The following is a 23,548-nucleotide window of genomic DNA, read 5'->3' as shown; positions in this document are numbered from 1 at the left end:
GTCACTTGCCGTCGAGCGGCACGATGACCTCGTCAGGATGGGCGACGTTCAGTTCCTTGCGCACCATCTCGTCGACCATGTCGGGATTGGCATGATCGGGGTTGAGCAGCGCGACGCGGTTCTTCCACACCTGGCGACGGCGGTCGAGCGCCTGGTAGTCACGCTCGCGCTTCACCAGCTGCCGCTTGTAGTCGCCGTAGGCGAGGACGCCGTTCGGCCCCAGCACCGCGTAGCCGCCGAAGAAGGCGAGCACCGTCAGCACCGCCGCCGGCACCGCCGCCCGGCGCAGCATGCGGCGAAAGGTGGACGGCCGGCGCATCGATCAGGCGCCGCGCAGCACCGAGCGGCCGGCATAGCGCGCGGCGGCGCCCAGCTCCTCCTCGATACGGATCAGCTGGTTGTACTTGGCGAGCCGGTCCGAGCGGGCGAGGCTGCCCGTCTTGATCTGGCCGCAGTTGGTCGCAACCGCCAGGTCGGCGATCGTCGCGTCCTCGGTCTCGCCCGAACGGTGACTCATGACCGCGGTGTAGCGCGCGCGCTGGGCCATGTTCACCGCCTCCAGCGTCTCGGTCAGCGTGCCGATCTGGTTGACCTTGACGAGCAGCGAGTTAGCGATGTTCTCGTCGATGCCGCGCTTCAGGCGCTTGGGATTGGTGACGAACAGGTCGTCGCCGACCAGCTGGACCTTGCCGCCGACCAGTTCGGTGAGGGCGCGCCAGCCCTCCCAATCGTCCTCGCCCATGCCGTCCTCGATCGAGAAGATCGGGTAGCGGCGGGTGAGATCGGCGAGATACTCGGCCATCTCGTGGCTGCCGAGCACGCGGCTTTCGCCCGAAATGTCGTAGCGGCCGTCGCGGTAGAATTCGGTCGCGGCGCAGTCGAGCGCGAGCATCACGTCGTCGCCCGGCCGGTAACCGGCCGTCTCGACCGCGCGCATGATGAAGCCGAGCGCGTCGTCGGTGGAGGCGATGTTGGGGGCGAAGCCGCCCTCGTCGCCGACGCCGGTCGCCAGCCCCTCGGCGTGGAGCGCCTTCTTCAGCGTGTGGAAGATCTCCGAACCGCAGCGCACCGCCTCGACGATGTTCTCCGCGCCGACCGGCACGATCATGAATTCCTGGAAGTCGATCGGGTTGTCGGCATGCTCGCCGCCGTTAATGATGTTCATCATCGGCACCGGCAGCAGGTGCGCGGAGACGCCGCCGACATATTTGTAGAGCGGCATCCCGCGCGCGTCCGCCGCCGCCTTGGCCGCCGCCAGGCTGACGCCCAGGATCGCGTTGGCGCCGAGACGGCCCTTGTTCTCCGTCCCGTCCAGCTCGATCATGGCGGTGTCGAGATCGGCCTGGTCCTCGGCATCCATGCCGACCAGTTCGCCGGCGATGTCGTCGTTCACCGCTTCCACCGCATCGTCGACGCCCTTGCCGCCCCAGCGCGCCTTGTCGCCGTCGCGGCGCTCCACCGCCTCGTGCGCGCCGGTCGAGGCGCCCGAGGGAACGGCGGCGCGGCCGAAGCTGCCGTCCTCCAGCAGCACGTCGACCTCCACCGTGGGATTGCCGCGGCTGTCGAGAATCTGGCGGGCATGGATGTCGATAATGGCGGTCACGCGGGCGATACTCCTCGAAGGCGGGCGATTGCCCGCCTGTACGGGCTGGCCGCCGACGGGGCAATCGCCCGTGCCCGTGGAACCGGTGCCGACACGGCTGGTTGAACGCGGCAACGAAACAGGGAGCAGAGCCATGCCCGACCACCTTTCCCCCATGACCGACGCCGACGTCTTGCCCGCGGCACAGACGCCCCATGCGGGCGAGCCGCTGAAGAATGCGGCCGACATCGGCCCGAGCGGCGCCACCGCCACGGCGCGCCAGGCGATCCGCGACAACGCGGGCAAGCTCGGCCAGCAGGCCACCGACAAGCTGCGCGTCGTCGCCGACGACGGCAAGGCACGCGCGGGCGGCGCGCTCGATCAGGTGGCGCAACTGCTGACGGACGCCGCGGACCAGGTCGACGGCAAGCTGGGCGAGCAATATGGCCGCTACGCGCGCGATGCGGCGGGCCAGGTGCAGAACTTCGCCGAGACGGTGCGCAACAAGGACGTCAACGAGCTGATCGACGACGCACGCCGGTTCGTGCGGGCCAGCCCGGCCGTCGCCGTCGGCATCGCCGCCGCGCTGGGCTTCGCCGCCGCGCGCGTGATCCAGGCCGGTGTGGACGACGCGCGCGCGTGACACCGATCGACTCCTCTCTCGATCACGCACCCGGCGTGGCGACGCTGGTCGGCCGGTTGGTCGACGACAGCCGCGCGCTCGTGTCGGCCGAGGTCGCACTCTACAAGGCACGGGCAGGCGAGCGGGTGGCGGCATACAAGGCCGCGGCGATCTTCTTCGTGAGCGCAGGCGTGCTTGCGCTCTGCGCGTTTATCGCGCTGCTCGTTGGGTTGATCCTGTCGCTGGCGACGCTGATCGGGCCGCTCGGCGCGACGGCGATCGTCACCGGCGTCGTCTTCCTGACCGCCGCGATCCTGGCCGTTGTCGGCCGAGGCAAGCTCGCCAGCCCGGAGCGCCACGCATGACCGATCCCGCTGCCACGCTGTTGTCCGCCGAGGCGGAGGCCGCGCTCGCCCGCGAGCGGTTGTCGGGCACGGTGACGCAGTTGCAGGAACGCCTCGACCCCCAATTGCTCGTTCGCGAGGCGCAGGCCGTCGGCACCGCCGCCGGGCGCGCCGCCGTCGAGGGTGCCCGGCGCAATCCGGGCGCCGTCACCGGGGCGATCGCCGCGATCGGCCTGTTGCTCGCCCGCCATCGCATTATCGGGTTCTGGCGCCATCGCAAGGCGTCCAGGCCAGTGCCCGCCCAGCCCAGGAAGGACTGATCCATGCCGACCCACGATCAACACAAGCCCACCGACAATGACCTGCACGGCCGCGATGCCGCCGCCAAGGTCGTGCACGACGTGCGCGAGAAGGCGGAGGACGCACTGCGCAACTCCAAGGCGACCGCGAAGGACGCGGTGGAACGTGCCGGACGGCAGATCGACGGCAATCCGCTCGGCATCGTCGTCGGCGGCCTCGCCGTCGGGGCGCTGGTCGGCGCGCTGTTGCCGCGCAGTGCGCGCGAGAAGGAACTGCTCGCCCCCGTCGGCAAGCGGCTCGGCGAGACGGCTCGTCAGGCGCTTGCCGCCGCCAAGGAGGCGGGAAGGCAGGAGCTCGACTCCGCCGGCCTGACGCCGTCGGCGGCCAAGGATCGCGGGCGCGAACTGCTCGACGGTGTTGGCAAGGCCCTGTCGAGTGCGGGCAGCGCCGCGGCGCAGTCCGCGAAACGTAGCGAGAACGCGTGAGCGGACACGGCGCGGGGCTTCAATCCCGCGCCGCTTGTCGTTAGGGAGCGGCGCATGAGCAAGCTCCACCTCGTCTTCGGCGGCCGCGTGCGCGATCCCCAGACGCTCGATTTCGCCGATCCCGCCAACCTCGACGTCGTGGGGATTTTCCCCGACTATGCCAGCGCCGAGAAGGCGTGGCGTGCCGCCGCGCAGCGCACGGTCGACGACGCGGAGATGCGGTTCGTGGTGGTGCACCTGCACCGGTTGCTTGAACCCGACCTGCTTTCACACCCCGCGGTGTGACGTTCGAGCGCCGTCGGTCTACCGTCGGCGTCTCGCGAGAAGACCGCGGCGTGGAGCCATCGTGACATCGATCTGCCAGTCAGGCGTGGCGGTAATGCCAGCGTAGCAGCGGCCGGGTAAGGACCAGCCCGGCAGCGAAACCACCGATATGGGCGCCGATCGCCACCGAGGCTCCGGCGAAGCCGGCCACCCCCATCAGCAATTGGATGCCGATCCAAGCGGCGGCGAGCCACGCGACGTGCAGGACGTCGGCGGAGAACGGACCGATCGCGCGGGTCCGCCGCTCGCCGAACAGCAGCGCGTAGGCGGCGACGATCGCGGAGACTGCGCCGCTCGCGCCGATCATGGGGAGGATCGACCCGGGCGAGAACGCCCAGTGGCCGAGCGCGCCGGCATAGGCGCCGATCCCGTAGAGCAGCGCGATCGATGCGCCGCCGAGCGCGCGTTCCACCTGCTTGCCGCAGAAGATCATGATGACGAGGTTGAGCAGCAGATGCGCCACCCCGCCATGAACCAGCGTGGCGGTGGCCGGCGTCAGCCATGCCGGCAGTGCGAACCCGTGATCGGCAAGACTGCCGGCGCCGGCCCGCGCCGGAATGAACCCGCCGTCGATCGCGGCGGCCGGCAGATTACCGGTCAGCAGGATCAGGAGCGAGACGAGGACCGTCACGGCCGCAATGGCCGCGGTCACCCGCCATTGACGCCAGTCGCTCAGATGAATTCCACCTTCGCCACGACGTAGTAGCGATCACCCGCGGGCACCGACACCTCGACCTCGTCGTCGACGCGGCGGCCGATCAGCGCGCGGCCGAGCGGCGAATTGTAGCTGATCCGCCCGGTCTTGGCGTTCGCCTCGGTCTGGCCGACGATCTGGTACTTGACCGGCTTATCGTCGTCGTCGAGCAGCGTCACCGTCGCCCCGAACACGACCTTGTCGCCCGACAGGTCCCGCGGATCGATGATCTGGGCGCGGCTCAGCTTGTCCTCGATATCGGCGATCGACGCCTCGATCTGCCCCTGGCGCTCCTTCGCGGCGTGATATTCGGCATTCTCGGACAGGTCGCCGTGGGCGCGCGCCTCCTCGATCGCGTCGACGATCTCGGGACGTTCCGCTTTCAGACGCTTCAGGTCCGCCGAGAGGGTGTCATGTCCCTCCTGCAGCATCGGCATCTTCTCGACGGTGGCCATCACTTAGTCCCCATTGCAATTCGCCCCGCGCGGTGGTCGCCCGCGCGCGCACAATCTCGAAATTTAACGAAAATCAGTCGTGCGATGGAGAATAATAGGCCTGCAGCGGCCTGACTTCAAGCACGCCCCCCATCGCCACCGATCCGGCGGCGATCGCACGGGCCGCCTCGACGCTGGCGGACGCGGTCGTGTAATAGGGGATGCGCGCGGCAAGCGCCGCCTGGCGGATCGGCTTGGAGTCCTTCAGCGACTGCCAACCCTCGGTGGTGTTGAAGATCAGGTCGATCCCGCCATCGGCGATGCGGTCGCCGATATGCGGGCGACCCTGCGCCACCTTGTTGATCCGCTCCACCGTCAGCCCGGCGCGCTGGAGGTAATCGGCGGTCCCTCCCGTCGCCACGATCGCGAAGCCCGCGTCGATCAGCGAGCGGACGGCCGCGACGATCTGCGGCTTGTCGCTGTCCTTGACGCTGACGAACACCGCGCCTGTCGTCGGCAGCACCGTGCCGGCACCGAGCTGCGCCTTGGCGAAGGCAGTGGTGAAATCGCCGGCGATTCCCATGACTTCGCCGGTGGAGCGCATCTCGGGTGAGAGCACGGGGTCGACGCCGGGGAAGCGGTTGAACGGGAACACCGCTTCCTTCACCGCGACGTGATCGATGCGGCGGTCGATCGCGGGCAAGTCGCGCAGTTTCTCGCCCGCCATCACCCGCGCAGCGATCTTGGCGACGGGCGCGCCGATCGCCTTGGCGACGAATGGCACGGTGCGCGAGGCGCGCGGATTGACCTCGATCAGGTAGACGGCACCGTCCTTCACCGCGAACTGGATGTTCATCAGACCCACGACGCCGAGCGCGCGGGCCAGCGCCTCCGTCTGCCGTTCGATCTCGGCGATCGTGTCGTCCGACAGACTGTAGGGTGGGATCGAGCAGGCGCTGTCGCCCGAGTGGACGCCCGCCTCCTCGATATGCTGGAGCACGCCCGCGACCACCAGGTCGGTGCCGTCGGCAATCGCGTCGACATCGACCTCGATCGCGTCGCGCAGATACTGGTCGATCAGCACCGGCGCGTCGCCCGACACCTGCACCGCGGTCTGGATGTAATCGTCGAGCTGCGCCGGACTGTCGACGATCTCCATCGCGCGGCCGCCGAGCACGAAGCTGGGCCGCATCAGCACGGGGTAGCCGATCCGGTCGGCCACGCCGAGCGCCTCGTCGCGGCTGCGCGCGATGCCATTGGCGGGCTGGAGCAGGTCGAGGCGGTTGACGAGGGCGGCGAACTGCTCGCGATCCTCCGCCAGGTCGATCGCGGCCGGGCTGGTGCCGAGGATCGGGATGCCCGCCGCCTCCAGCGCGCGCGCTAGGTTGAGCGGCGTCTGGCCGCCGAACTGGACGATGACGCCGACGAGTTCGCCGCGGCTCGCCTCCACATGGAGGATCTCCAGCACGTCCTCGGCAGTCAGCGGCTCGAAATACAGGCGGTCGGAGGTATCGTAGTCCGTGCTCACCGTCTCCGGATTGCAGTTGACCATGATCGTCTCGTAGCCGGCATCAGCCAGCGCGAAGCAGGCGTGGCAGCAGCAGTAATCGAATTCGATCCCCTGCCCGATCCGGTTCGGCCCGCCGCCCAGGATCACGATCTTGCGACGGTCGCTGGGCTGCGCCTCGTTCTCCGGCTCGCCGAAGCTGGGGGCCTCGTAGGTCGAGTACATATAGGGCGTTTTCGCGTCGAACTCGGCGGCGCAGGTATCGATACGCTTGAAGACCGGGCGGACGCCAAGCTTCACGCGATGCTCGCGCACCTCGTCCTCGGTGACGCCGCCGGTCATCGCCTTCACCACCTCGTGGATCAGGCCGGAACCGCGCGCGATGCCGCGGCGCATCCCCCGCAGGTTCGCCGATTGCAGCGCAAGCCAGGCGAGCCGCTTGTCGCTGAAGCCCATCGCCTTGAGGCGCCGCATGCCGGGCGCGTCGATGGGCAGGCCGTTCTCCATCACCTGCTGCTCGGCGGCGATGATCTCGGCGATCCGCTCCAGGAACCAGGGATCGTATTTGGCGATCGCGTGAACCTCGGCGACGGTGAAGCCCTCACGCAGCGCCTGCGCGGCGACGAGCAGCCGGTCGGGCGTGGGCGAGGCCAGCGCCGCCTCGATCCGCCCGCGCGAGGCGCCGACGAGGTGATCGACCTGGTTGAAGCCGCTGAGACCCGTCTCCAGCCCGCGCAACGCCTTCTGTATCGATTCGTGGATGTTGCGGCCGATCGCCATGACCTCGCCGACCGACTTCATCGCGGTGCCGAGCGTCGGCTCCGCGCCCTTGAACTTCTCGAAGGCGAAGCGGGGGATCTTGGTGACGACGTAATCGATCGTCGGCTCGAACGACGCCGGGGTTGCGCCGGTGATGTCGTTGGTGATCTCGTCGAGCGTGTAGCCGACCGCGAGCTTGGCCGCGACCTTGGCGATGGGGAAACCGGTGGCCTTGGAGGCGAGCGCGGAGGAGCGCGAGACGCGCGGGTTCATCTCGATGACGACGAGGCGGCCGTCCCTCGGATTCACCGCGAACTGGACGTTGGAACCGCCTGTTTCGACACCGATTTCTCGGAGCACCGCGATCGATGCGTTGCGCATGATCTGGTATTCCTTGTCGGTCAGCGTCAGCGCCGGCGCGACGGTGATCGAGTCGCCGGTATGGACGCCCATCGGGTCGACGTTCTCGATCGAGCAGATGATGATGGCGTTGTCGTTGCGATCCCGCACGACCTCCATCTCATATTCCTTCCAACCGAGGAGTGATTCCTCGATCAGCACCTCGGTTGTCGGCGACAGGTCGAGCCCGTTTCGGACGATGCCGAGGAACTCGGCCCGGTTGTAGGCGATGCCGCCGCCCGAGCCGCCCATGGTGAAGCTGGGGCGGATGATCGCTGGCAGGCCGACCTTGTCGAGCGCCGTCAGCGCCTCCGCCTCGGTGTGGGCGATGGCGGAGCGGGCGCTTTCCAGCCCGATCCGGTCCATGGCGTCGCGGAACTTGAGCCGGTCCTCCGCCTTGTCGATCGCCTCGGCATCGGCGCCGATCATCTGGACGCCGTATTTCTCCAGCGTGCCGTCGCGGAACAGGGCGAGCGCGGTATTGAGCGCGGTCTGGCCGCCCATCGTCGGCAGGACGGCATCGGGCCGCTCCTTCTCGATGATGCGCGCGACGACGGCGGGCGTGATCGGCTCGACGTAGGTCGCGTCGGCGAGTTCCGGATCGGTCATGATCGTCGCCGGGTTGGAATTGACCAAGACGATGCGATAGCCTTCCTCGCGCAACGCCTTGATCGCCTGCGTGCCGGAGTAATCGAACTCGCACGCCTGGCCGATGACGATGGGCCCCGCGCCGATGACGAGGATGGAGGAGATGTCGGTGCGTTTTGGCATTAGTAGCGCACCTGCTTAATTACGAAGACGGAGTTTATCATTATCGGCAGATGCCCTTCCTCCAAGTCAAACTTACCGCTGTTGTATGACGATGGACAGGCTTTGCGGATCAATTTTGGAAAATCTTTCAGGTTCAGCATGACGAGCCGTTGGATCCTCTCCGCCGACACGCCTGACTCAAGTGCGACGTCAATCCCGATCTTGCGATAGGCGGGGACGTCTTGCCCGAATTGGTTCGGACCACGACCGCAGTCCGCCGTCGTCACGAGCCTCATACCAGTGTCAGTCCGGGAAACCTGAAGGTTCGGGGAGCCAATGTACTGTGCCGAGCATAGCGGTTGCCCATCCGTGCCGACCTGCTCGCCTCGGCATGACAGCGACCACTGAAACTGCATCAGCACCGGTGGCTTGCCCGCCTTCTGCGCCGCAGCACCAGACGCGAGTTGGAGCGCAAGCGAGACAGCAAGGACTATTCTTGTGAAGTTCATGCTATGAGCCCCACAAACCGCTCGAACAAATACAAGCTATCCTGCGGTCCCGGACTCGCTTCCGGATGGTACTGGACGCTGAACGCGCGACCGCCATTAATCTCCAGCCCCGCGTTGGAGCCGTCGAAGAGCGACACATGCGTCTCCCGCACCCCCTCCGGCAGGCTGTCGCGTTCGACCGCGAAGCCGTGGTTCATGCTGGTGATCTCGACCGCGCCGTCGGACAGGCGCTTGACCGGGTGGTTGGCGCCGCGGTGGCCCTGGAACATCTTGGTGGTGCGGGCGCCGAGCGTCAGGGCGAGGAGCTGGTGGCCGAGGCAGATGCCGAACAGCGGCAGCTTCGCGTCGAGCAGCTCGCGGATGACGGGGGCGGCGTATTCCGCGGTCGCGGCAGGGTCGCCGGGGCCGTTGGAGAGGAAGATACCGTCGGGCTTCAGCGCCATGATTTGGTCAACGGTCGCGGTGGCGGGCACCACCGACACTTTCGCTCCTGCGAGAGCAAGATTGCGGAAGATGTTGCGTTTGCTGCCGTAATCGATCGCGACGACGTGGGGTTTGCGCGGGGCCTGCGCTTCGACTTCGCTCAGGGCGAACGGGGAAGGTGCGCCTACCTCCCCTTGCCCGTTCGTGCTGAGCCCTTCGACAAGCTCAGGATGAACTGCGGCGCCCCGCGCCGCAGTCGAAGCACCCTCTCCGTAGCCGAAGCCGAGGTGCCAGATGCCGCCTTCCCAGCCATAGTGCGTTTCGGTGGAAACGCTCTTCGCCAGGTCCATGCCTTCGAGGCCGGGCCAGTCGGCTGCCATGGTGCGGAGCGCGTCGAGGTCGAACCGGCCATCGGCGGCGTGCGCGATGACGCCCGTGGGCGCGCCGCCCTCGCGGATGCGGCGGGTGAGCGCGCGGGTGTCGATGCCGGCGAGGCCGATGCGCGCGTGACGGCGCATCCAGCCGTCGAGATTCTCCATCGCGCGGAAGGAGGACGGCTCGGTCGGCACCTCGCGCACGATCATGCCGGTGGCGTGGGGTGCGTCCGCCTCGACGTCGTCGGGGTTGGCGCCGACGTTGCCGATATGGGGAAAGGTGAAGGCAACCATCTGCCCGGCGAAGCTCGGGTCGGTCATGATCTCCTGGTAACCGGTCATCGCGGTGTGGAAGCACACCTCGCCGACCGCCTGCCCTTCCGCGCCGAAGCCGTGGCCCCAGATCACGTCGCCGGTCGACAGGACGAGGACGCCGGTGGCGCCTTCCGGGGCGGCGGGCACGGCAAGGGGCGTTGCGTCGGCCATGGTCGGGCGGGCACTCCTGGAAAAAACGGCGATGTCGCTAAGCGCCGCCCGCTAGACCCCGCCCTCCCCTTCGTCAATAAGACGGGCATGATCCGAGACGACATCAAATCCGCCCAGGTCGCCGCCATGAAGGCCGGCGACAAGGAAACCCGCAACGCCGTGTCGCTGATCCAGGCGGCGATCAAGAACCGCGACATCGAGGCGCGCACCGGCAAGGCGCCGGACGACGACGACGCGCTGGTCGTCGAAGTGCTGCAGAAGATGGTGAAGCAGCGCCGCGAGTCGATCGAGATGTACCGCAAGGGCGGACGCGAGGAGCTGGCGAAGGGTGAGGAAGCGGAGGTCGCGGTGATCGAACGCTTCCTGCCGACCCAGATGAGCGAGGACGAGACGCGGAGCGCGATCGAGGCGATCAAGGCGGAACTGGGCGCAGGCGGCATGAAGGACATGGGCCGCGTGATGGCGGAACTGAAGGCGCGGCATGCGTCGACGCTCGACATGAGCAAGGCCAGCGGGCTGGTGAAGGCGGCGTTGTCGTAAGAAGGTTTTTGTTCGCGCGGAGGCGCGGAGCCGCGGAGAAGAAGAGTGGGGCGGGCGATGACGTCGTGCTTCACGCGCGCCGGTACCTGGCCATGCGTTTGACTCGATAGCCTGCGGCACGACGAGAGCCGCGCGCAGCGCCTCATCTATTTCTTCTTCTCCGCGGCTCCGCGTCTCCGCGCGAACGATCCTTCTTCTTCCAGCACCCGGCGGATTGCCACGCGCCGCGCGTTGCGGCATAGGTTGTATAACCCGCGCATGAGTCTCTCGCCCGCCTTTCTGGACGAACTGCGCGCGCGCACGTCGCTGTCCGGGTTGATCGGCAAGACGACCAAGTTGCAGAAGGCCGGCCGCGAAATGCGGGGCTGCTGCCCGTTCCATAACGAGAAGACGCCGTCCTTCTACGTCAACGACGACAAGGGCTTCTACCACTGTTTCGGCTGCTCGGCGCACGGCGACGCGATCAAGTGGATGACCGATCAGCGCGGCCTGCCCTTCATCGATGCGGTCAAGGAACTGGCGCAGGTAGCGGGCATGGAGATGCCCGCGCAGGATCGCCGCTCGGCCGAGAAGGCCGAACGCGCCAAGGGTCTGCACGAGGCGAGCGAGGATGCCGCCGCCTGGTTCGTCGAGCAGTTGCATGGGCTCGGCGGCGGTGACGCGCGCGCGCTGCTGGAGCGGCGCGGCATCTCGGCGGAGACGGCGCGGGCGTTCGGCATGGGCTATGCGCCCGACAGCCGCGGGCGGCTGAAGACGGCGTTGAAGGAATACGGCGACGCCAAGCTGGTCAAGGCGGGGCTGCTAATCCAGGTCGAGGGCAAGGAGCCTTACGACCGGTTCCGCGGCCGGCTGATGATCCCGATCCGCGACGCGCGCGGGCGGACGATCGCGTTCGGCGGGCGCATCCTCGACCAAGGCGAGCCCAAATATCTGAACTCGCCCGACACGCCGCTCTTCGACAAGGGGCGGACGCTCTACAATCTCGACCGTGCCGCGCCGGCCGCGCGCAAGGCCAACCGCGTGCTCGTGGTCGAGGGCTATATGGACGTGATCGCGCTGGCGCAGGCGGGCATCGGCGAGTGCGTCGCCCCGCTCGGCACCGCGCTGACCGAAGCGCAACTGGAGCGGCTGTGGCGGATGGTCGACGTGCCCGTGCTGTGCTTCGACGGTGACGCGGCGGGGCAGAAGGCGGCGCTCAGGGCGGCGCACCGCGCGTTGCCGATGCTGGCACCGGGGCGCAGCCTGTCGTTCGTGACGCTGCCGCAGGGGCAGGACCCAGACGACCTGGTCAAGGCGGGCGGCGCGGCGGCGATGGAGAAGCTGCTCGCCGAGCCGCAGCCGCTGGTCGACCGATTATGGCAGGCCGAGCTCGCCGCCGAGCCGCTCGACACGCCCGAGCAGCGAGCGGGGTTGAAGCGGCGGCTGGGCGAACTCGCCGGGCAGATCGCCGACGTCGGCGTACGGTCGGAATATCAGGCGGAGTTCCGCCGTCGCGGCGACGCGCATTTCGCGCCGCAGCGAAAGCCCTTCACGCCCTTCCAGCGCGGCGGCAAGGCACCGTGGCGCCCCCCTGCCCCGCCTGCGACACCCGAGGCCAAGGCGGTGCGCGCGCAAGGCGGGATCGACCGGGTGCTCGCCAAGGCGGTGCTCGCCGGGCTGATCCGCCACCCGGCGGAGATCGCACGGCACGTGGAGGTGCTGGGCAGCCTCAAAATGGCGGACGGGGCGCTCGGTCGGCTGTTCGAGGCGGTGGTCGACGTCGCCCTGGAGGACCGGCGCGGCGACGCGCTTGATAGCGCTCGGCTGGTCACCATATTGGCGACATCCGGTTTCGAGGCGATCGCCAGCGATCTGCTGCGGGCCGATACGATGCCTTATACGTTCACGCAGCGATCGGGGGACGAGGCGCGGGCACGCGAAGACCTGGACGAGGCGATCACGATCCTGATCGCCCGACCCGAGGTCGATGCGCAGCTGGCCGCGGCCACCGCCGCGATGCAGGCGCGCTTCACCGATGAGGCGTTCGAACGGCAGGTGGCGTTGGTGAGAGAGAAACAGGCGCTCGACGCGCGGCTTGCAAATCTGGTGCAGTCGAACGAAGACGCCCGATCGTTGGGTACCGAGGGACATTGATGGCGAAGGCGAACATGGCGGCTGACAACGACGCTCCCGACACGGGCGATGCGCCGCTGATCGATCTCAACGACGCTGGCGTCAAGAAGGTGATCGCGCGCGCCAAGAAGCGCGGCTACATCACCTATGAGCAGCTCAACGAAGCGTTGCCCCAGGGCGAGATGACCTCCGACCAGATCGAGGACATGACCTCGGCGCTGAACGAGATGGGCATCAACATCGTCGAGAACGACGAGGCGGGCGAGGACGGCGAGACCGAGGAGCGCGCGGACGACGCCGAGGAGCCGGAGGCCGCCGACGACGGCACCGCCGATGCGGCGCTGCCTGAGAAGAAGAAGGAGACGGTCGATCGCACCGACGATCCCGTCCGCATGTACCTGCGCGAGATGGGAGCGGTCGAGCTGCTCAGCCGCGAGGGCGAGATCGCGATCGCCAAGCGGATCGAGGCCGGACGCGACACGATGATCCTGGGGCTGTGCGAGTCGCCGATCACGTTCAACGCGATCATCGACTGGTCCACCGCGCTCAACGAAGGCACGATGCAGCTGCGCGAGATTCTCGATCTCGACGCGATGCTCTCCAAGGGTCCGTCGGCCGAGCAGGTCGAGGGCGCCGAGGAAGAAGGCGACGAGATCAGCGAGAAGACCGCGGGCGCCAGCTTCAAGGAGGAAGCGGAGCCGGAGGAAGCGTCCGCCGACGACGAGGACGACATGACCGAGCGTCGTGCGCCCCGCGCCACGGAGGAAGAGGAGGAGGACAACACCCTCTCGCTCGCCCAGATGGAAGAACAGCTCAAGCCGATGGCGCTGGAGCGGTTCGCCAACATTACCGCGCTCTACAAGAAGTTCGCCAAACTGCAGCAGACGCGGCTGACCGCCATGTCGGCGGGTGGCGAGCTGTCGGCGGCGGACGAGCGCAAATACCAGAAGCTGCGCGAGGAGCTGACCGCCGAGGTCGAGAGCGTCCAGTTCCACAATGCCAAGATCGAGTATCTGGTCGACCAGCTCTACGCCTTCAACCGGCGCCTGACCGCGCTGGGCGGGCAGATGCTGCGGTTGGCCGAGCGGCACAAGGTCAACCGCAAGGACTTTCTCGACCGCTATGTCGGGCACGAGCTCGACGACACCTGGCTTCAGACGGTCGGCAAGATCGACAAGAAATGGGCGGCGTTCGTCAGCAACGAGGGCGATGCGGTCGATCGCATCCGCACCGAGATCGGCGAGATCAGCCAGGCGACGGGCATGGCGCTGGTCGAGTTCCGCCGCATCGTCAACATGGTGCAGAAGGCGGAGCGCGAGGCGCGCATCGCCAAGAAGGAGATGGTCGAGGCGAACCTGCGCCTGGTGATCTCGATTGCCAAGAAATACACCAACCGCGGGTTGCAGTTCCTGGACCTGATCCAGGAAGGCAATATCGGCCTGATGAAGGCGGTCGACAAGTTCGAGTATCGCCGCGGCTACAAATTCTCGACCTACGCGACCTGGTGGATCAGGCAGGCGATCACCCGCTCGATCGCCGATCAGGCGCGGACGATCCGCATCCCGGTCCACATGATCGAGACGATCAACAAGCTGGTCCGCACCAGTCGCCAGTTCCTGCACGAGCAGGGCCGCGAGCCGACGCCGGAGGAGATGGCCGAGCGGCTGTCGATGCCGCTGGAGAAGGTTCGCAAGGTGATGAAGATCGCCAAGGAGCCGATCAGCCTCGAAACGCCGATCGGCGATGAGGAGGATTCGCATCTCGGCGACTTCATCGAGGACAAGAATGCGGTGATCCCGGTCGATGCCGCGATCCAGGCCAACCTCAAGGAAACGGTGACGCGCGTCCTCGCCTCGCTGACGCCGCGCGAGGAGCGCGTGCTGCGGATGCGCTTCGGCATTGGCATGAACACCGACCACACGCTGGAGGAGGTCGGGCAGCAATTCTCGGTCACGCGCGAGCGTATCCGGCAGATCGAGGCGAAGGCGTTGCGGAAGCTCAAGCATCCGAGCCGTAGCCGCAAGATGCGGAGCTTTCTCGACCAGTAAGATCAGGGGCCGCGGCGAAAGGATGCCGCGGCCCTTCTCGCTTATTTGACGAAGTAACCCGCGACTCTCCAGACTCCGCCTTCGCGGGCCAGGACGACGGTTTCGATGGCCTCACGTTCGGCGAAGCGGGTCGCGAATTGTACGACTTGGTACTCGCCGGGCGGTATGTTGGGCAGCGAATTGGTCTCGGTCGCGTCGACGAAACGGCGATCCGACACGCGGCCGAGCGGCCTACGTACCGCGCCTGCCATGGCCGCCCATTGAGGTGCGGGCACCTGCGAGGTGAACATGCGCGCAGCAGCCTTCCAACTCTCCTGCCAGCGTGCTTGATCGAGTAGCGCCAGCCAGGCCTCGGCCGCGGCGGAAGCGGCCGACGGCCCGACCTTGACCGGCGTGGCCGGGGCCCTCCTGGCCTGCGTGTCTTCACTGCCGGGCACGGACGAGAAGATCAGCGCTGCGATGATAAGCGACATGATGAGCATTCCTCCACCAAACCAGGCGAGACGGATACTCCCGCCTCGCTCCCTCGGAGGGAGCAGGGGATCGGTGGTGGTGGCGACCCCAAATCCGTCGTCTACGACAAATTCGGGAGAAGCCTCGTGCGCGGCGAAGAGGCGCGCGGCCTCGCGGCTGCTGGACACGCGCAGCTTCTGGCGGGCATCGCGCAGTCGCTCGTTGACGGTGTGGACGGACAAGCCGAGTTCGCGCGCGACCGACTTGGCATCATGCCCCTTGGCGAGCAGGCGTAGCGTCTCCTTCTCGCGCACGGTCAGCGAGCGGAGCGGGTCAGGTGCGGCCGGGTCGGTCATGCGCGACCGGTAAGCGGGGTCGATGCCGAGTTCCAGCGCCGACGCTTGCGGATGCGCGGATATGAAAAAGGCGCGAGGATCGCTCCTCACGCCTTTTTCATCAGACGGCTGGCCGTGCTTACTCTGCGGCGGCAGCGCCCTTCGCGGGCCGCGTGTCGCGGCGCTCGGCGATGCGGGCCGACTTGCCGGTGCGACCGCGCAGGTAATAGAGCTTGGCGCGACGCACGGCGCCCTTGCGGACGACCTCGATCGAGTCGATGTTGGGCGAGTAGAGCGGGAACACGCGCTCGACGCCCTCGCCGAACGAGATCTTGCGCACGGTGAAGCTCGAACCCATGCCCTTGTTCGAGCGCGCGATGCACACGCCCTCATACGCCTGGACGCGGGTACGCTCGCCCTCGACCACGCGGACGCCGACACGCAGCGTGTCGCCGGGGCGGAATTCGGGGATCGCGCGCTTGGCGGTGAGCTTCTCGATCTGCTCGGCTTCGAGCTGCTGGATCAGGTTCATGAACTCAGTCCTTTTCACGCCGCGCGCCAGAGGGAGGCTGGACCCGAGCGCCCTCGTGGCGCTCCCAAAGGTCCGGCCTCCGTAGCCGTGTATCGGTCTCCGCCTTCGACTTGCGCCAGGCGGCGATCCTCGCATGATCCCCCGATCGCAGCACTTCGGGGATCGTGCGCCCTTCCCACATCTGCGGTCGGGTATAATGGGGATATTCGAGGAGGCCGCTCTCGAAGCTTTCCTCATCCCCACTGGAAGCCGCGCCCATTACGCCGGGAAGCAGCCGGATGCAAGCGTCGAGGAGGACGAGGGCGCCCATCTCGCCGCCGGACAGGACATAGTCGCCGATCGACACCTCCTCGATCGCGCGCGCTTCGAACAGCCGCTCGTCGAACCCTTCGAAGCGGCCGCACAGCAGGGTGACGCCGGGGCCGGCGGCGAGCGCCCTCACCCGCGCCTGGCTCAAGGGACGCCCACGTGGGGTCATGGCGATGAGCGGCAGATCGGGCGCCGTCGCGGCGGCGTGGTCGATCGCGGCGGCCACCACGTCGGCGCGCAGCACCATGCCGGCGCCGCCGCCCGCGGGCGTGTCGTCGACCGAGCGGTGCCGGTCCGTGGCGAAGTCGCGGATCTGCAACGGATCGCAGCGCCAGCGTCCTTCGTTCAGCGCGCGGCCCGCGAGCGACATGCCCAGCGGGCCGGGAAACATTTCCGGATAAAGCGTCAGGACCTGTGCGATGAACGTCATCACCCCTCTTTCCGCCGAGCAGCCCGGCACGCAAGCGGAACTGGACGATTGCGTCATCGTCGGCGCGGGGCCGGCGGGGCTGACGGCGGCGATCTACCTGGCGCGCTACTGGCTGAAGATCAGGCTGTTCGATTCGGGCGACAGCCGCGCGGGGTGGATACCGCGGACCAACAACCATGCGGGCTTTCCGGACGGCATCCCCGGTCGCGAACTGCTCGCGCGGATGCAGGAGCAGGCGGAGCGGTTCGGCGCGGTGCGCGAGGAGGCGACGGTGACCGCGATCGAGCCGCAGGGGGATGAGTTCACCGTCTGGATCGCCGATCGCGGCGTTCGCACGCGATCGGTGCTGCTGGCGACGGGGGTGGTCAACAATCGGCCGGCGATGGACCCGGACTTGCACACCCGCGCGCTCCACCTCGGCGCCCTGCGCTACTGCCCGATCTGCGACGGGTACGAAGTGACCGACAAGCGCGTCGGCGTGATCGGCAAGGGCAGCCACGGCATGAAGGAGGCGCTGTTCCTGCGCGGCTACACGCGCGACGTGACGCTGGTCAGCCCCGACGGCGGCCTGGACCTGGACGAGGCATGCGAGGCGGCGCTGGAGGAAGCGGGCGTGCAGCGGGTGACGGGGCCGTGCGGCGGCTTCGCCATCGAGGGCGAGCGATTCGCCTTCGACACGGCGGAGGGACGCATGGCATTCGACAGCGTCTACCCGGCGATGGGATCGGTGATCCGATCCGAGCTGGCGGTCGCCGCCGGCGCGCGGGCGAGCGAGGAGGGCTGCCTGGAAGTCGACGACCATCAGCGTACCTCCGTACCGGGCCTGTTCGCGGCGGGGGACGTGGTAAAAGGGTTGGATCAGATCAGCCACGCGATGGGCGAGGCCGGTGTCGCGGCGACGACGATCCGGAACATGCTTGGGGATCGTCGGCCGATCCGGCGGTAGGATGCTGGCCCTATCTACCTTCGTCATGCCGGGCTGGACCCGGCATCCATGGCGCCGCGCATTCAGCAGTTTGAGAGTGTGCGGACGCATGGACCCCGGATCAAGTCCGGGGTGACGGTCGGGGCGGCTACCTACTCCACCCAGCCGTCCGATACCACCAACCGCTCGGCATCCCACTCCGGCACGGCGGCGGGGATCATGGGGACCATGAAGCGCTTGGTGGTCGGGCGTTCGACCTCGATCACGTCGCCGGCACCGAAGTTATCGATCGCGACCACGATGCCCAGAGGCTCGCCGGCGGGCGTCACGACCGGCAGGCCGATCAGGTCGGCGTGATAATATTCCCCCTCTTCCAGGGGCGGGAGAGCCGAACGGGGGACAGTGAGCTCGGTGCCGCGCATCGCCTCGGCCGCGGTGCGGTCCTTCACCTCGGCGAAGCGGGCAATGGCGCCGTTGCTGCCGTCGCGAAGCGAGGTGAGCGTCAGCGCGCCGCCGTTGAAGGAGCGGTGCGGCGACAGGTCGTCGGCGAACACCTTCAAACGTACTTCGCCCGCCACGCCGTGCGCGCCGATGATGGCGGCCAGCGTGACGGGCGAATTCGGATCAGCCTTGGGGTGAGCCATCGTTCTCCGGGGATAGGTCGTCGGCACCCTCGGCGGGCGCCTGAGCCGATTTGCCCTGGTTCGACGCGTCCTCGGCGTCGTCCGGGGCGGTGCGGGGATCGGGATTGTGATCGGTATCGGGCATCATCGTGCGCTCCTGTCGTGGTCGACGGGGAAACGCACGATGACGGGATCGGGTGCCTTACTGCTCGGTGGTCTCGGCAGCCGGCTCGGCTTCCGCTTCGGCGGCGGGCTCGGGCGCCGGGGCGGCGGCGGCGGCAGCGGCGGCCTCCTCCTGCGCCTTCAGCTTCTCGGCACGCTCCTCGGCGCGCTCGGTCGCCTTCTCGCCGGGCTTGCCCTTGTTGGGGTTCTGGCGCGCGGCGCGCTCGCGGACGCCGGCGGCGTCGAGGAAGCGGGCGACGCGGTCGGTCGGCTGCGCGCCCACCGACAGCCAGTGCTTGGCGCGCTCGGTGTCGAGCACGACGCGGTTCTCCGCGTCCTTGGCGAGCAGCGGGTTGTAGTTGCCGATCTTCTCGATGAACTTGCCGTCGCGCGGCGCACGGGCGTCGGCGACGACGATGCGGTAGTAGGGGCGCTTCTTGGAACCGCCGCGCGACAGGCGAATGCTGATGGCCATGATGTTTTCCTCTAACTTCTCGATGTTCGCGCACGCGGCGCGGGTTGGTTGAAGGTTATTGTCGTTCTTGTAATTACTTACGACGCCTTACTGAGGCGCCCGATCACTTCTTCTTGATAAGGTTCTCGAACCCGGGCGGCAGCGACGGCATACCGCCTGGGCCGCCGAGACCGGGCAGACCCCCACCCGCCTTTTGCATCGCGGCACCCAGATCGGGTCCGCCGAGGGCGTTGCCGAGCCCGCCCATGCCGCCCTTGCCGAGCATCGCCATCATGCCCTTGAGGCCGCCCATCTTCTTGAGCTTCTTCATGGCGGTCGACATCTCCTGATGCATCTTCAGGAGCTTGTTGACCTCCTGCACCGTGGTGCCGGAGCCCTTGGCGATGCGAATCTTGCGCTTGGCGTTGATGAGCTCGGGCTTGTTGCGCTCCTTGACCGTCATCGAGCCGATCATCGCGTCCATGTGGACCAGCATCTTGTCGCCGCCCGCCTGCTGGAGCGCCCCTTGCGCCTTCTTCATGCCGGGCATCATGCCGGCGAGCGCGCCCAGGCCGCCCATCCGCTGCATCTGCGCCAACTGGCCGCGCAGGTCGTTCATGTCGAACTGCCCCTTGGCCATCTTGGCGGCCATCCGCTCGGCGTCTTCCTGCTGGATCGACTCCGCGGCGCGCTCGACGAGCGACACGACGTCGCCCATGCCGAGGATGCGGCCGGCAACGCGCTCCGGATGGAAGGCCTCCAGCGCGTCCATCTTCTCGCCGGTGCCGGCGAACTTGATCGGCTTGCCGGTGACGGCGCGCATCGACAGCGCCGCGCCGCCGCGCGCGTCGCCGTCCATGCGGGTCAGCACCACGCCGGTGAGCGGCACCTCGGTGGAGAAATTCTCGGCGACGTTGACCGCGTCCTGCCCGGTCAGCGCGTCGACGACGAGCAGGATTTCCTGAGGGCTGGCGACGTCGGCGACGGCGCGCATCTCGTCCATCAGCGCCTGATCGACGTGGAGTCGACCGGCGGTGTCGAGCATCAGGACGTCGTAGCCCTGGAGCTTGGCCGCCTGCATCGCGCGCCGGGCGATGTCGACCGGCTGCTGGCCAGCGACGATCGGCAGCGTCGACACGTCGACCTGTGTACCCAACGTCGCCAACTGCTCCTGCGCGTTGGGGCGATTGACGTCGAGCGACGCCATCAGGACCTTCTTGCGCTCCTTGGTGGCGAGGCGCTTGGCGATCTTGGCAGTGGTGGTCGTCTTGCCCGAGCCCTGCAGGCCGACCATCATCACCACCGCGGGCGGCGTGACGTCGAGCAGCAACTCGCTGGCGTCGGCGCCGAGCATCGCGACCAGCGCGTCGTGGACGATCTTGACGACCTGCTGGCCCGGCGTGACCGAGCGCAGGACGTTCTGGCCGATCGCCGCCTCGGTCGCCTTGTCGACGAACTCGCGCGCGACGGGCAGCGCCACGTCGGCTTCGAGCAGCGCGACGCGTACCTCGCGCATCGCCGCGCGCACATCCGCCTCCGTCAGCGCGCCACGGCCGCGCAGACGGTCGAAGACGCCGCCAAGACGATCGCTCAGGCTCTCGAACATCGCTTCACCACCTCATTGCCGCCAAACGCAAAAGCGCCGGCGGGTGAAAACTCACCGGCCAGCGGGCACGCCGTGCGGGGACGGTCGTGCTTGTTTCTCGCGTTCGACGATCGAACTGGCGGGGTGCTTACGCGAGTGTGGGGGTTTTGGCAAGTTGGCGACCAGTGTCCGCCGTCTTGCCGGGTTCGTCCCGGCATCCAGGGTAACGAAACAAGACGCTGCTTGGCCCTAGATGCCGGGACGAGCCCGGCATGACGGTGGGGCTGGCTGGAGAAGCTACCAGCCGCCGCCTTCGTCCAGGAACGCCTGCTCCTCCGACGTCGTCACGCGACCCAGGGCGGCGTTGCGGGCGGGATAGCGGCCGAAGCGGGCGATCACGTCGCGATGCTTGCGGGCGAAATCGAGGTTGTTTTCGATGCCGAGGGCTTCGTACTTGGCGACGCTGAGCTTCTGCAACGCCATGTCCTCGGCGTGCATCAGCGGCAGGTAGAGGAAGACGCGGTGTTCGGGCGGCATCGCCGTGTCCCAGCCCTGTTCGATCGCGTGCAGCGTCAGTTCGGTCGCGAGGGCGTCCTGCGCAAACGCCTCCGCTGATCCGCGGAACGTGTTGCGGGAGAATTGATCGAGGACGATGATCGCCGCCAGCAGCGTCTCCGGATCGTCGGCCCATTCCGCCGCTCGCGTCGCCGTCACCTCGGCGTGAAGCGCACCGAAGCGATCGGCGATGGTGCGATCGAGCGCCACGTCGACGGCGAAATGCTGGTCGGTGGTCAGGGCGAACCAGAAGTCGAGCACCTGCCGTGCCGCTTCATGGACTTGGGGGCGCTTCGCCCCTAGATCGCGCGTCATGTCCCAATCTCCCGCGGGCGAGGTCGTCAGCCTCGGCTGCCGCCTCAACCATGCCGAGAGCGACACGATCCGACAATGGGTCGCGGGCGCGAATACCGTCGTGGTGAATAGCTGCGCGGTGACCGCGGAGGCGGTGAAGCAGACACGCGCCGCCATCCGCCGGGCACATCGCGACCGTCCTACCGCCGCGATCGTCGTCACCGGCTGCGCGGCGACGATCGACCCAAGAGGGTTCGAGGCGATGCCGGAGGTGGCGCGCGTCGTATCTAATGACGCAAAGCTGGCACCGGCGAGCTGGGGTGCCGCCGCCCTGCCCACGCCGCGTTCCGCCGGGCACGCCCGCGCGCTGGTGGAGGTGCAGAACGGGTGCGATCACGCCTGCACCTTCTGCATCATCCCGCAAGGGCGCGGGCCCAGCCGATCGGTGCCGGCGGGCGCGGTGATCGACCGGATCGGGGCCTTGGTCGACGACGGTCACCGCGAGGTGGTGCTGACCGGCATCGACCTGACGAGCTACGGTCCCGACCTGCCGGGCGCGCCGACGCTGGGGATGCTGGTGGAGCGTATCCTGCGCCACGTGCCGGATCTGGCGCGACTGCGGCTGTCGTCGCTCGATTCGGTCGAGATCAACGACCGGCTGGCGGACCTGATCGTCGGTGAGCCACGTCTGGCGCCACACCTCCATCTGTCGCTCCAGGCGGGCAGCGACATGGTGCTGAAGCGGATGAAGCGGCGCCATTCGCGCGCGCAATCGGTGGCGCTGGTCGAGCGGCTGAAGGCGGGGCGACCGGAGCTGGCGATCGGGGCGGACCTGATCGCCGGCTTCCCCACCGAGGACGAGGCGATGGCGGCGGACACGCTGGCGCTGCTCAACGATTGCGACATCGTTCACGCCCATATCTTCCCCTACTCGCCGCGGATCGGCACGCCCGCCGCGCGGATGCCGCAGGTCGCGCCCGAGATCCGCCGCGCGCGGGCGGCGCGGTTGCGCGCGGCCGCGGCGAGCCGGCGGCGCGGCTGGCTCGACGGGCTCGTCGGGTCGCACCAGCAGGTATTGATCGAGCGGTCGGGCGACCGTGGCCGCGCCGGCAATTTCGCCGAGGTGCGGCTGGACGCCCCTGCCCCGCCCGGCAGCCTGGTCCACGTTCGCATCACCGGCGCCGCCGACACCTATCTCACCGGAACCCACGCATGAGCACTTCCCCCACTTGGCACGAGAAATTGCTCGGCGGCTTTCGGCGCACCTCGGACCGGCTGGTCGGCAACCTCGCCGGCCTTGGCGGCGCGCGGCTGACCGACGAGACGCTGGAGGAAATCGAGGAGGCGCTGATCGCGTCCGACCTGGGGCCGGCGACGGCGGCGCACGTGCGCGGGCGGCTGGCCGAGGGCACATTCGGGCGCGACATGGAGGAGCTGGGCATCCGCCTCGTCGTGGCGGAGGAGGTGGAGAAGACGCTGGCCAAGGTGGCGACGCCGCTGGAGGTCACCGCCTTTCCCCGGCCGCAGGTGATCCTGGTGATCGGCGTCAACGGATCGGGCAAGACGACCACCATCGCCAAGCTCGCCCACCTGCTGATGGAACAGGATTACGGGGTGATGCTGGCCGCGGGTGACACGTTCCGCGCTGCCGCCATCGGGCAGCTGCGGACCTGGGCCGAGCGGGTCGGCGTGCCGATCGTCACGGGCAAGGAGGGCGGCGATCCGGCCGGCATCGTGTTCGAGGCGGTGCGCCAAGCAACCGAGACGGGGATCGACGTGCTGATCGTCGACACGGCCGGGCGCCTCCAGAACAAGCGCGAGCTGATGGACGAGCTGAGCAAGATCCGGCGCGTGCTGGGGCGGCTCAATCCGGCGAGCCCACACGACGTGGTGCTGGTGCTCGACGCCACCACCGGCCAGAACGCGCTCAACCAGATCGAGGTGTTCAAGGACGTGGCGGGCGTCACCGGGCTCGTCATGACCAAGCTGGATGGCACCGCGCGCGGCGGCGTGCTGGTGGCGGCGGCAGAGAAATACGGGTTGCCGATCCACGCCATCGGCATCGGCGAGGGGATGACGGACCTGCGGCCGTTCGACGCGAGCGAGGTCAGCCGGATCATCGCGGGCGTCGAGAGGGTGAAGTGATGCAGGCACCGCGTCGTGCCGGGCTCGTCCCGGTATCCAGAGCCACGAACGCCA

At 68.1% G+C, this 23,548-nt stretch carries 26 protein-coding genes; 11 read left to right on the top strand and 15 right to left on the bottom strand.

The genetic code is table 11. From position 1 onward, the window contains the following. Position 1: 1 nt before the first annotated feature. Both BM145_RS06855 and eno read right to left on the bottom strand, forming a co-directional pair. Positions 2-319 carry an FtsB family cell division protein gene (locus tag BM145_RS06855; RefSeq protein ID WP_245739145.1) on the bottom strand — a complete coding sequence of 106 codons (318 nt, stop codon included), beginning with the start codon at positions 317-319 and terminating at the stop codon, positions 2-4. A 3-nt stretch (positions 320-322) separates the two neighbouring features. After that, positions 323-1,603: a phosphopyruvate hydratase gene (gene eno / locus BM145_RS06850; protein ID WP_093332746.1), complete on the bottom strand. Its 1,281-nt coding sequence runs from the start codon at positions 1,601-1,603 to the stop codon at positions 323-325. A 154-nt stretch (positions 1,604-1,757) separates the two neighbouring features. Here eno and BM145_RS06845 point away from each other — a divergent pair, with 154 nt between their 5' ends. The 5 genes from BM145_RS06845 to BM145_RS06825 are packed head-to-tail and all read left to right on the top strand — an operon-like array spanning position 1,758 to position 3,618. Next, a complete protein-coding gene (locus BM145_RS06845) occupies positions 1,758-2,225 on the top strand; it encodes a hypothetical protein (RefSeq protein WP_245739144.1) in 468 nt (155 codons plus the stop codon). Beyond that, a complete protein-coding gene (locus BM145_RS06840; protein ID WP_093332743.1) occupies positions 2,222-2,569 on the top strand; it encodes a phage holin family protein in 348 nt (115 codons plus the stop codon). Before BM145_RS06845 ends, BM145_RS06840 begins: the two co-directional genes overlap by 4 nt. Beyond that, positions 2,566-2,868 (top strand): DUF3618 domain-containing protein, encoded by a 303-nt coding sequence (locus BM145_RS06835; RefSeq protein ID WP_093332741.1) that lies wholly within the window; start codon positions 2,566-2,568, stop codon positions 2,866-2,868. The genes BM145_RS06840 and BM145_RS06835 overlap by 4 nt, the downstream gene beginning before the upstream one ends. 3 nt (positions 2,869-2,871) lie before the next feature. After that, on the top strand, positions 2,872-3,333 hold the full coding sequence (locus tag BM145_RS06830; protein WP_245739143.1) for a hypothetical protein: 462 nt from the start codon (positions 2,872-2,874) through the stop codon (positions 3,331-3,333). Positions 3,334-3,387: 54 nt separating this feature from the next. After that, a complete protein-coding gene (locus BM145_RS06825) occupies positions 3,388-3,618 on the top strand; it encodes a DUF4170 domain-containing protein (protein WP_093332740.1) in 231 nt (76 codons plus the stop codon). A 79-nt stretch (positions 3,619-3,697) separates the two neighbouring features. On the opposite strand, the gene BM145_RS06820 is transcribed toward BM145_RS06825, so the two are convergent. The 5 genes from BM145_RS06820 to carA form a co-directional block, all read right to left on the bottom strand. Continuing rightward, the gene (locus tag BM145_RS06820; protein WP_093332738.1) at positions 3,698-4,309 is read right to left on the bottom strand and encodes a rhomboid family intramembrane serine protease; all 612 of its coding nucleotides are present in this window, start codon (positions 4,307-4,309) and stop codon (positions 3,698-3,700) included. A gap of 20 nt (positions 4,310-4,329) precedes the next feature. Then, a complete protein-coding gene (gene greA, locus BM145_RS06815; RefSeq protein ID WP_093332737.1) occupies positions 4,330-4,806 on the bottom strand; it encodes a transcription elongation factor GreA in 477 nt (158 codons plus the stop codon). 73 nt (positions 4,807-4,879) lie between these two features. Further along, complete coding sequence (carB, locus tag BM145_RS06810; RefSeq protein WP_093332735.1) at positions 4,880-8,221, bottom strand: carbamoyl-phosphate synthase large subunit; 3,342 nt, start codon at positions 8,219-8,221, stop codon at positions 4,880-4,882. Then, positions 8,221-8,709 (bottom strand): hypothetical protein, encoded by a 489-nt coding sequence (locus tag BM145_RS15625; RefSeq protein WP_143090118.1) that lies wholly within the window; start codon positions 8,707-8,709, stop codon positions 8,221-8,223. The genes carB and BM145_RS15625 overlap by 1 nt, the downstream gene beginning before the upstream one ends. Continuing rightward, on the bottom strand, positions 8,706-9,992 hold the full coding sequence (carA, locus tag BM145_RS06800; RefSeq protein ID WP_093332732.1) for a glutamine-hydrolyzing carbamoyl-phosphate synthase small subunit: 1,287 nt from the start codon (positions 9,990-9,992) through the stop codon (positions 8,706-8,708). The genes BM145_RS15625 and carA overlap by 4 nt, the downstream gene beginning before the upstream one ends. A gap of 87 nt (positions 9,993-10,079) precedes the next feature. Here carA and BM145_RS06795 point away from each other — a divergent pair, with 87 nt between their 5' ends. The 3 genes from BM145_RS06795 (at position 10,080) to rpoD (ending at position 14,692) form a co-directional block, all read left to right on the top strand. Further along, positions 10,080-10,532 (top strand): GatB/YqeY domain-containing protein, encoded by a 453-nt coding sequence (locus BM145_RS06795; protein ID WP_093332731.1) that lies wholly within the window; start codon positions 10,080-10,082, stop codon positions 10,530-10,532. A gap of 258 nt (positions 10,533-10,790) precedes the next feature. Continuing rightward, entirely contained in the window at positions 10,791-12,665 is a 1,875-nt protein-coding gene (dnaG, locus tag BM145_RS06790; RefSeq protein ID WP_093332729.1) for a DNA primase, read from the top strand. After that, positions 12,665-14,692 (top strand): RNA polymerase sigma factor RpoD, encoded by a 2,028-nt coding sequence (gene rpoD / locus BM145_RS06785; RefSeq protein ID WP_093332728.1) that lies wholly within the window; start codon positions 12,665-12,667, stop codon positions 14,690-14,692. Before dnaG ends, rpoD begins: the two co-directional genes overlap by 1 nt. 41 nt (positions 14,693-14,733) lie before the next feature. On the opposite strand, the gene BM145_RS06780 is transcribed toward rpoD, so the two are convergent. The 3 genes from BM145_RS06780 to trmD all read right to left on the bottom strand — a co-directional run bounded on the left by BM145_RS06780 (position 14,734) and on the right by trmD (position 16,751). Next, a complete protein-coding gene (locus BM145_RS06780; RefSeq protein WP_093332859.1) occupies positions 14,734-15,501 on the bottom strand; it encodes a helix-turn-helix domain-containing protein in 768 nt (255 codons plus the stop codon). A 118-nt stretch (positions 15,502-15,619) separates the two neighbouring features. Next, a complete protein-coding gene (gene rplS / locus BM145_RS06775) occupies positions 15,620-16,012 on the bottom strand; it encodes a 50S ribosomal protein L19 (protein WP_093332727.1) in 393 nt (130 codons plus the stop codon). Positions 16,013-16,016: 4 nt separating this feature from the next. After that, positions 16,017-16,751 carry a tRNA (guanosine(37)-N1)-methyltransferase TrmD gene (gene trmD, locus BM145_RS06770; RefSeq protein ID WP_093332726.1) on the bottom strand — a complete coding sequence of 245 codons (735 nt, stop codon included), beginning with the start codon at positions 16,749-16,751 and terminating at the stop codon, positions 16,017-16,019. On the opposite strand from trmD, the gene BM145_RS06765 reads away from it, so the two are divergent. Continuing rightward, the gene (locus tag BM145_RS06765) at positions 16,741-17,697 is read left to right on the top strand and encodes an NAD(P)/FAD-dependent oxidoreductase (protein ID WP_177200109.1); all 957 of its coding nucleotides are present in this window, start codon (positions 16,741-16,743) and stop codon (positions 17,695-17,697) included. The genes trmD and BM145_RS06765 overlap by 11 nt on opposite strands. Before the next feature lie 131 nt (positions 17,698-17,828). Here the strand turns inward: BM145_RS06765 and rimM are convergent, their stop codons facing one another. The 5 genes from rimM to BM145_RS06745 all read right to left on the bottom strand — a co-directional run bounded on the left by rimM (position 17,829) and on the right by BM145_RS06745 (position 21,370). Next, positions 17,829-18,320 (bottom strand): ribosome maturation factor RimM, encoded by a 492-nt coding sequence (gene rimM, locus BM145_RS06760; RefSeq protein ID WP_093332724.1) that lies wholly within the window; start codon positions 18,318-18,320, stop codon positions 17,829-17,831. After that, positions 18,301-18,447, bottom strand: coding sequence for a hypothetical protein (locus BM145_RS15995; RefSeq protein WP_177200108.1), 147 nt, complete (start codon positions 18,445-18,447; stop codon positions 18,301-18,303). The genes rimM and BM145_RS15995 overlap by 20 nt, the downstream gene beginning before the upstream one ends. 54 nt (positions 18,448-18,501) lie before the next feature. Beyond that, positions 18,502-18,936, bottom strand: coding sequence for a 30S ribosomal protein S16 (rpsP, locus tag BM145_RS06755; RefSeq protein WP_093332723.1), 435 nt, complete (start codon positions 18,934-18,936; stop codon positions 18,502-18,504). A 103-nt stretch (positions 18,937-19,039) separates the two neighbouring features. Continuing rightward, entirely contained in the window at positions 19,040-20,521 is a 1,482-nt protein-coding gene (gene ffh / locus BM145_RS06750) for a signal recognition particle protein (protein ID WP_093332721.1), read from the bottom strand. A 276-nt stretch (positions 20,522-20,797) separates the two neighbouring features. Then, positions 20,798-21,370, bottom strand: a complete 573-nt coding sequence (locus BM145_RS06745) for a DUF924 family protein (protein ID WP_093332720.1) — start codon at positions 21,368-21,370, stop codon at positions 20,798-20,800. Between BM145_RS06745 and BM145_RS06740 the strand changes: the two genes are divergently transcribed. Together BM145_RS06740 and ftsY are read left to right on the top strand one after the other, a co-directional pair. Then, the gene (locus tag BM145_RS06740; protein WP_093332718.1) at positions 21,369-22,565 is read left to right on the top strand and encodes a MiaB/RimO family radical SAM methylthiotransferase; all 1,197 of its coding nucleotides are present in this window, start codon (positions 21,369-21,371) and stop codon (positions 22,563-22,565) included. The genes BM145_RS06745 and BM145_RS06740 overlap by 2 nt on opposite strands. Beyond that, positions 22,562-23,494, top strand: coding sequence for a signal recognition particle-docking protein FtsY (gene ftsY / locus BM145_RS06735; RefSeq protein ID WP_093332717.1), 933 nt, complete (start codon positions 22,562-22,564; stop codon positions 23,492-23,494). Before BM145_RS06740 ends, ftsY begins: the two co-directional genes overlap by 4 nt. Positions 23,495-23,548 lie beyond the last annotated feature (54 nt).

Origin of the sequence: Sphingomonas rubra, from assembly GCF_900115745.1 — a bacterium.
In the GTDB taxonomy this organism is placed as follows: domain Bacteria; phylum Pseudomonadota; class Alphaproteobacteria; order Sphingomonadales; family Sphingomonadaceae; genus Sphingomonas; species Sphingomonas rubra.
The sequence above is the reverse complement of the archived record's forward strand: the minus strand, read 5'-3'. Positions and strand labels throughout refer to the sequence as shown.

Excerpts from the sequence above, each read along its gene's own strand:
- BM145_RS06855 (WP_245739145.1), bottom strand. The coding sequence starts at position 319 with ATGCGCCGGCCGTCCACCTTTCGCCGCATGCTGCGCCGGGCGGCGGTG.
- BM145_RS06845 (WP_245739144.1), top strand. The coding sequence starts at position 1,758 with ATGACCGACGCCGACGTCTTGCCCGCGGCACAGACGCCCCATGCGGGC.
- BM145_RS06835 (WP_093332741.1), top strand. The coding sequence starts at position 2,566 with ATGACCGATCCCGCTGCCACGCTGTTGTCCGCCGAGGCGGAGGCCGCG.
- BM145_RS06830 (WP_245739143.1), top strand. The coding sequence starts at position 2,872 with ATGCCGACCCACGATCAACACAAGCCCACCGACAATGACCTGCACGGC.
- BM145_RS06825 (WP_093332740.1), top strand. The coding sequence starts at position 3,388 with ATGAGCAAGCTCCACCTCGTCTTCGGCGGCCGCGTGCGCGATCCCCAG.
- greA (WP_093332737.1), bottom strand. The coding sequence starts at position 4,806 with ATGGCCACCGTCGAGAAGATGCCGATGCTGCAGGAGGGACATGACACC.
- carB (WP_093332735.1), bottom strand. The coding sequence starts at position 8,221 with ATGCCAAAACGCACCGACATCTCCTCCATCCTCGTCATCGGCGCGGGG.
- BM145_RS15625 (WP_143090118.1), bottom strand. The coding sequence starts at position 8,709 with ATGAACTTCACAAGAATAGTCCTTGCTGTCTCGCTTGCGCTCCAACTC.
- carA (WP_093332732.1), bottom strand. The coding sequence starts at position 9,992 with ATGGCCGACGCAACGCCCCTTGCCGTGCCCGCCGCCCCGGAAGGCGCC.
- BM145_RS06795 (WP_093332731.1), top strand. The coding sequence starts at position 10,080 with ATGATCCGAGACGACATCAAATCCGCCCAGGTCGCCGCCATGAAGGCC.
- dnaG (WP_093332729.1), top strand. The coding sequence starts at position 10,791 with ATGAGTCTCTCGCCCGCCTTTCTGGACGAACTGCGCGCGCGCACGTCG.
- rpoD (WP_093332728.1), top strand. The coding sequence starts at position 12,665 with ATGGCGAAGGCGAACATGGCGGCTGACAACGACGCTCCCGACACGGGC.
- BM145_RS06780 (WP_093332859.1), bottom strand. The coding sequence starts at position 15,501 with ATGACCGACCCGGCCGCACCTGACCCGCTCCGCTCGCTGACCGTGCGC.
- rplS (WP_093332727.1), bottom strand. The coding sequence starts at position 16,012 with ATGAACCTGATCCAGCAGCTCGAAGCCGAGCAGATCGAGAAGCTCACC.
- BM145_RS06765 (WP_177200109.1), top strand. The coding sequence starts at position 16,741 with ATGAACGTCATCACCCCTCTTTCCGCCGAGCAGCCCGGCACGCAAGCG.
- trmD (WP_093332726.1), bottom strand. The coding sequence starts at position 16,751 with ATGACGTTCATCGCACAGGTCCTGACGCTTTATCCGGAAATGTTTCCC.
- rimM (WP_093332724.1), bottom strand. The coding sequence starts at position 18,320 with ATGGCTCACCCCAAGGCTGATCCGAATTCGCCCGTCACGCTGGCCGCC.
- BM145_RS15995 (WP_177200108.1), bottom strand. The coding sequence starts at position 18,447 with ATGATGCCCGATACCGATCACAATCCCGATCCCCGCACCGCCCCGGAC.
- rpsP (WP_093332723.1), bottom strand. The coding sequence starts at position 18,936 with ATGGCCATCAGCATTCGCCTGTCGCGCGGCGGTTCCAAGAAGCGCCCC.
- ffh (WP_093332721.1), bottom strand. The coding sequence starts at position 20,521 with ATGTTCGAGAGCCTGAGCGATCGTCTTGGCGGCGTCTTCGACCGTCTG.
- BM145_RS06740 (WP_093332718.1), top strand. The coding sequence starts at position 21,369 with ATGTCCCAATCTCCCGCGGGCGAGGTCGTCAGCCTCGGCTGCCGCCTC.
- BM145_RS06745 (WP_093332720.1), bottom strand. The coding sequence starts at position 21,370 with ATGACGCGCGATCTAGGGGCGAAGCGCCCCCAAGTCCATGAAGCGGCA.
- ftsY (WP_093332717.1), top strand. The coding sequence starts at position 22,562 with ATGAGCACTTCCCCCACTTGGCACGAGAAATTGCTCGGCGGCTTTCGG.